3 protein-coding genes and 1 pseudogene are annotated in these 5,964 nt (G+C 69.2%); 1 reads left to right on the top strand and 3 read right to left on the bottom strand.

Features of this window, described 5'->3' with window-relative positions; genetic code table 11:
• Nucleotides 1–286: porin PorA family protein (locus ACRDUX_RS01740; RefSeq protein WP_526410413.1), on the bottom strand; the 286-nt coding region annotated here is incomplete at its 3' end.
• 245 nt (nt 287–531) lie between these two features.
• Between ACRDUX_RS01740 and ACRDUX_RS01735 the strand changes: the two genes are divergently transcribed.
• Nucleotides 532–1,641, top strand: coding sequence for an acyltransferase family protein (locus ACRDUX_RS01735; protein WP_526410415.1), 1,110 nt, complete (start codon nt 532–534; stop codon nt 1,639–1,641).
• A 6-nt stretch (nt 1,642–1,647) separates the two neighbouring features.
• Here the strand turns inward: ACRDUX_RS01735 and ACRDUX_RS01730 are convergent.
• Nucleotides 1,648–2,624: pseudogene (locus ACRDUX_RS01730) on the bottom strand (phosphotriesterase family protein).
• Nucleotides 2,625–2,701: 77 nt separating this feature from the next.
• Nucleotides 2,702–5,964: alpha-(1->3)-arabinofuranosyltransferase domain-containing protein (locus tag ACRDUX_RS01725; RefSeq protein WP_526410411.1), on the bottom strand; the 3,263-nt coding region annotated here is incomplete at its 5' end.

Here is a 5,964-nt window from a genome sequence, read left to right as displayed (position 1 = left end):
CCACCTGCAGCGTGACGACGTCGGCGTTCGACGGCGCCTCGACGCTGATCTGCTGCTGGAACGTGACGGGCACGTTCTTGTCGATCACGAACTTCGTGCCGGACAGCGAGGCGGGGTCGAAGACCGTTCCCGAGCCGTCGCTGACCAGCGTGGTGTCGATGTCGAGCGGGATCTTGGCGATCTTGCTCTTGGTGTACGTCGACAACAGAAGTGCCGCAATGAGGAGGGCGGCACCGAGGCCCATGAGCCCGCACGCCGCGATTCGCAGCGCCACTGCGCGGTTCAAACCGTGCCTCCTTCTCGTCGCGAGACGACTCCACCCACGCCCTGAACTGCCCCGTAGGCAGCTGAGGCAAACCGTGTCGACCCTAACAGCCGATGATGAGGCCGGTGCTTAGGACAAGGTCATCGGGCACACTGGTCGCCGTGGGTGGCAGTGGGACAGACCCGGGAAGTGTCTCCGGCGGGCAGGAGCGCAGCGACCCGGGAAGTGTTTCCGGCGGGCGGAGTTTCCTGCCCGCCGTCGAAGGCATGCGCGCCTGCGCCGCCATCGGCGTGGTGATCACCCACGTGGCGTTCCAGACCGGGCACACGACCTGGAGCACCGGCAGGCTGCTCGGGCGGTTCGACCTCGCGGTCGCGGTGTTCTTCTCGCTGTCGGGATTCCTGCTGTGGCGCGGGCACGCCGCATCGGCGCGCGGCCTGCGTCTCGTCCCGCCGACGGGTCACTACCTGCGGTCCAGGATCGTGCGCATCATGCCCGGCTACCTGGTGGCGGTGGTGGTGATCCTGACGCTGTTTCCCGAGGCCAACGCCGATCTGACGGTGTGGCTGGCCAATCTGACGCTGACCCAGATCTACGTGCCACTGACCCTGACGTCCGGGCTGACGCAGATGTGGAGTCTGTCGGTCGAGGTGAGCTTCTATCTCGCGTTGCCGTTTCTGGCCCTGTTGGCCCGCAGGCTGCCGGTGCGGGCGAGGATACCGGCGATCGTGGGCGTCGCGCTCGCGAGCTTCGCGTGGGGGCTGATCCCCTTCTCCGTGCCGTTCGGCGTCAACCCGCTGACGTGGCCGCCTGCCTACTTCTCCTGGTTCGCCGCGGGCATGCTGCTCGCCGAACTGACGGTCAGCCCGGTGGGGTGGGCCCACCGGTTGGCGCGCCGCAGGGTCCTGATGGCGGTCGTCGCGGTCAGCGCCTACGGGTTGGCCGCGTCCCCGATCGCCGGTCCCGCGGGTCTGGCGCCGGGCTCGCTTGGGCAGTTCCTCATCAAGGTGTCGCTCGGTGCGGTGGTCGCGGGCGCGCTGCTGGCGCCTCTGGTGCTCGACCGGCCGGACACCCCGCACCGGCTGCTCGGCAGTACGCCGATGGTGACGCTCGGTCGTTGGTCCTATGGCTTGTTCGTCTGGCACCTCGCGGCACTGGCGATGGTGTTCCCGGTGATCGGGGAGTTCCCGTTCAACGGCCACATGCCGGTGGTGCTGGCGCTGACGCTGCTGTTCGGCTTCGCGATCGCGGCGGTGAGCTATGCGCTCGTCGAATCACCATGTCGAAATGCGCTGCGGCGCTGGGAGTTGCGCAACTCGATCACGCCACTGGACAGTTCGGTCAGTGATGCGCCAGAGCCCGCCGTCGCGCAGTGACCCCGGTCAGTACCCACCCTTGGCGGAGAAGATCGCCCTGGGATTGTCCACCAGCATCGCGGTGAGTTGTTCCTCGGTGACCCCGCGTCGTTTGAGTGCGGGGATGACGTCGTCGTGGATGTGCAGGTAGTGCCAGTTGGGTAGCGCGATGGGCAGTGTCTCCTCGGGCAGCGCGTCGAAATAGCAAGAGGCGTCGTGGGATAACACCATCTTGTCCGCGTGGCCGCGCTCGCACATCGTCGCCACCTGGCGACCCGATCCTCGAACCCGAGGAACGCATCGACGCCGAAGCGGTCCATCCCGATGTAGGAACCCGCGGCGATCAACTCCTCCAGATACGCGATGTCCGTGGTGTCGCCACAGTGCCCGATCACGACGCGGGTCGGGTCGACGCCCTCCTCGGCGAAGATCCGCTGTTGCTCGAGACCGCGGCGGGTTGCGGCGTGGGTGTGGGTGGAGATCGGGACGCCGGTCTGGCGGTGCGCCTGAGCGACCGCCCGTAGCACCCGCTCGACGCCAGGGGTGACGCCCGGTTCGTCGGTGGCGCACTTGAGGATTGCGGCCTTGACGCCGGTGTCGGCGATGCCGTGCTCGATGTCGCGGACGAACATGTCGGTCATGATCTCCGGGCCGCCGAGTTCACCGCCGGGACCCAGGTAGCGGAAGTACATCGGGACGTCGTTGTAGGTGTAGAGGCCCGTCGCGACGACGATGTTCAACTCCGTCTGCGCCGCGATGCGGGCGATGCGGGGGATGTAGCGGCCCAAGCCGACGACGGTGAGGTCGACGATCGTGTCGACGCCGCGTGACTTCAGCTCGTTGAGTCGCACCACCGCATCCGCCTCGCGCCTGGCGCCGTTCCCCCAGCCCTCCGGATAGTTCTCCATGATCTCGGTGGACATGATGAAGACGTGCTCGTGCATGAGCGTCACGCCGAGGTCCTCGACGTCGATGGCTCTCCGTGCGGTGTTGAGGTGTGGCACTCAACCGATCGTAGGGACCTCTGCGCGCGCCGAACGTGAAACCACTGCGAAGAATCGACACGGAATTCGCAGTGGCGTCACGTTGGGCGGTGCTCCACCGGCTCCATCGGCACCGTCGACGCTGCGAGTGCGGCCACCGAGATCAGTGCCAACAGCTGCACGCCCCAGGCGTGGCCGATGTACCCGTCCACCGACCGCCACGGATACCTGCTGAGAACGGCGCCCGCCAGGATCAGCCCGGCCGCGGTGGCTCCGAGTGTGACCCGGTCCGACACGACCGGCCGTGTCCGCAGCAGCCGGCGCAGGCCGATCGCGGCGCCCACCACCACGATTCCAGCGATTCCGGAGACGAGGAACCCGACGGCGAGCACTGCGGCGCCCGCGGTGATAGGCCCCGGCTGCCATGGTCGGGCAGGCACGCCAGGTGGTCGGGCCCGACGGACGGGGAGGAAGGCGAGCAGGAACAGCAAGGGAAGCAGGGCAAGTCCGCCGAAGAGGCCGACGCGGTACGTCGTGTTCGAGGCGAAGTCGAGGGTGATGGCTCCAGAGGTGCCGGGGGGAACGACCCAACCCTGCTGCCACCCGTTGACGGTGATCGGTGTCAGCGCAGTGCCGTCGGAGCGGCGGGCGGTCCAGCCCGGGTTGATGCTCTCGGGCACCACCAGCACCCGCTGGGCGGCCGAGGCGGCGACGTCGAGCTCCCGGTGGTCGGCCTGCCATTGGATGATCTGCGTGGGAAGCCTCGGAGCAGTGGGTAATTGCGCCGCGAGTGGCCCGGCCAGCTGGACGCCGTCGGCGACGAACGCCGAGCCAGGGCTGATCACCAGCTCCTGCTGGCCTGCGGGCAACGCGATCGGCGCCTGCAGGCACGGTTTGGCGGCGACGGGTTCACCGTCCAGAAGCGCGCCGACGGTGGTGTTCACCGACGTCTGGATGAACTGTCCGGCGACGCCGATGATCGGGCCCTTGCCGCATGGCAGTGTGATCGGGCGGACGCGGTTGCGCGCGGCGTCCGGGGTGGCGATCGGTGCGCCGCGAGCGTCCAGTGCGGTCACCTCGGCCAGCCCCGGTGGCTTGACCTGATCGAAACCCAGTGCAGTGCGGTCGATCACGTCGTTCCAGTCCAGGATCGACAGCTTGACGGTGTCGGTGACGCGGGGTTTGAGATCGATGGTCTGCGGGCCATCGGCGTCGAGGCTGCGGACCTGAGGGCCGTCGCCGAGATCGACGGCGACCAGCGTCGGGTGCGCGGGTAGTTCCGACTGGCTTGGCGTCAGTCGCAGCGCGGCGACGTTCGTGGCCGTTGGCAGCTTCAGGGTCAGGTTGGCACCGGTCCTGTGCTGCACGATGTTCTGCGGCGCGGTCCAAGAGGTGCGCGGGTCGCCATCGCTCGCGGCGTACGCGGAGCCGAGCACGTCGATGACGTCGGCGTCGCCCCCCGTGCGGGCAGTGCCGGGTTGGGCGATCATGTCGGCGAGGTTGGGTCCCTGGCGTGCCCGCACCCACACCGTTGGCATCACCGTCGTGGCCTGGGGCACCGAAAGCGTGCGGCTCAGGTTGACCGGCTCCTCGGGCGTCAGGGCCATCGTCGCCGCGCACCGCACGCCGTCGGGTCCGTCCGCGCAGCCGGGACGACCGAGCAACTCCTGACCCAGATCCCACTGTGCGACGGCGGAACCCGGTGGTGGGCCCGGAACGTCGACGGTGTGACGCAGGCTGACCGGCTGGGCGAATCCGGACGCGTCGTACTGCGTGATCGTGAAGTCGGTGATGCCGAACTGGACTCCCGGCGAGCCGTCGTCGGTCGCGACGGCCGTGAACCTCACCCACGGGGTCTCGCCGATCGGCAGCGCGGCCGAGAGCGCCTTGCCCGCCTCGTCGAAGCGCAGGGTGCTGGTACCAGTGGCGGTGGAGACCTCTATGCGCCGCACCTGCGCACCGACGGCGGTGGCACTGGGCGTGATGGTGACCGCCGCGTTGGCGATCGGGTGGTCGAAGTCGACCTGAAGCCATTGGCCCACAGCCGATTGCAGCGAGTTGGACACCCAGCTGGTCGCGGGGTCGCCGTCGATCGCGGCGGCGGGGCCGGTCGACGGCGCGACGTTGGGCAGCGCCGTGGAGTCCGACGCCGAGCTCGACACCGACACCCGCCCGCCGGGCCAACGGCCGTAGACGACGTCGGCACCTCCGGCCGGGTAGTCCATCACGCGGTTGAACGTGTTTCGCGAGTCGCCGGGTGCACGGATGGCAGAGGAGTGGTCATCGACGCGGCCGTAGTCGGTCTCGCGGGCCACCGGGGAGTCGGTGACGGTGACGACGGGTGCCTGCAGTCCGGCGGCGCGGGCATCGGCCGTCAGGAGCATCGGGCCAAGCGGCGGCCTGCCGAGCAGGCGGCGCCGCTCGTCGATCCGCAGCAGCGACTCGGGACCACCGTCGACGCGGGCCATGGCACCGGCATCGGTCAGATACGGGTGCATGGGCTCTGGCGCATCGACCCCTGCGCCGCCGACCCGGTAGATCTCCACCGCCGGATACGACGGCCGCAGCCCGCTGTCGGTGATGAACCCCTTCAGGGTGCCAGGGCCCACCGGATCGCCGAACTGCGCCACCTTGGTCAGTCCGCCCGAGTTCTCCAAGACCCGGTGCACCAGCAGCGGACGCGCGGACCGCGACGTCTCGGGGTCGAGGTCGTTGCGCACCGCTAGGTATGAAATTCCTTGCCGGGCAAGGGTATCGGCGAGACCGGCCGACGGCCTGCCGGCGGCGAACAACTGCTGCACCGAGTCAAGGGCGCGGATCGTCGCAGACGGTGTCAGGGGGATTGAGTCGCGCACCCCCCACGGGCTGGCGCCGAGCACCTGCAGCGGCTCGTCGTGACTGTTGCCCCACACCTGCGTCGCGAACGGCGCGCCGGGAACTACCAGCACCCGGCCAGTGGCTTCGCCGCCCGGCGCTCGGTTGTGCTGGTCGAGCCAGTTCGCCGCGTCATGCCAGTACTGCGGGATCGCCGTGAACGAGCCAGGCGGATCGAGACGTCCGGTCCAGGCCAGCGACGTCGCCACCACTAGTGCGACGAGGGCGACGGCCCCAACGGCGACCCGCTTGTCGCGCTCTGGGTGCGCGTAGACCTGCAGCCACTCGCGCCGCGGCGTGCTGCCCGGCAGCGGGACGCGGCCCAGTAGGTGCGCGAGGCCGAGCACCAGCGGCAGCCGGATCAACGGCTCGAGCTTGTGCACGTTGCGCAGCGGCGTGCCGTCGGCGTCCAGGAACGCCTGCACCTGATGGGCGAACGGAGACCCGAGGCCACCCGAGTAGCCGACGCCCAACAGCGCAAGGCCGA

Origin of the sequence: Mycobacterium sp., assembly GCF_050701675.1 — a bacterium.
GTDB lineage: Bacteria > Actinomycetota > Actinomycetes > Mycobacteriales > Mycobacteriaceae > Mycobacterium.
The sequence above is the reverse complement of the archived record's forward strand: the minus strand, read 5'-3'. Positions and strand labels throughout refer to the sequence as shown.

What these genes read in the sequence shown, in the direction of transcription:
- ACRDUX_RS01735 (WP_526410415.1), top strand. Translation starts at nt 532, where the DNA reads ATGCGCGCCTGCGCCGCCATCGGCGTGGTGATCACCCACGTGGCGTTC.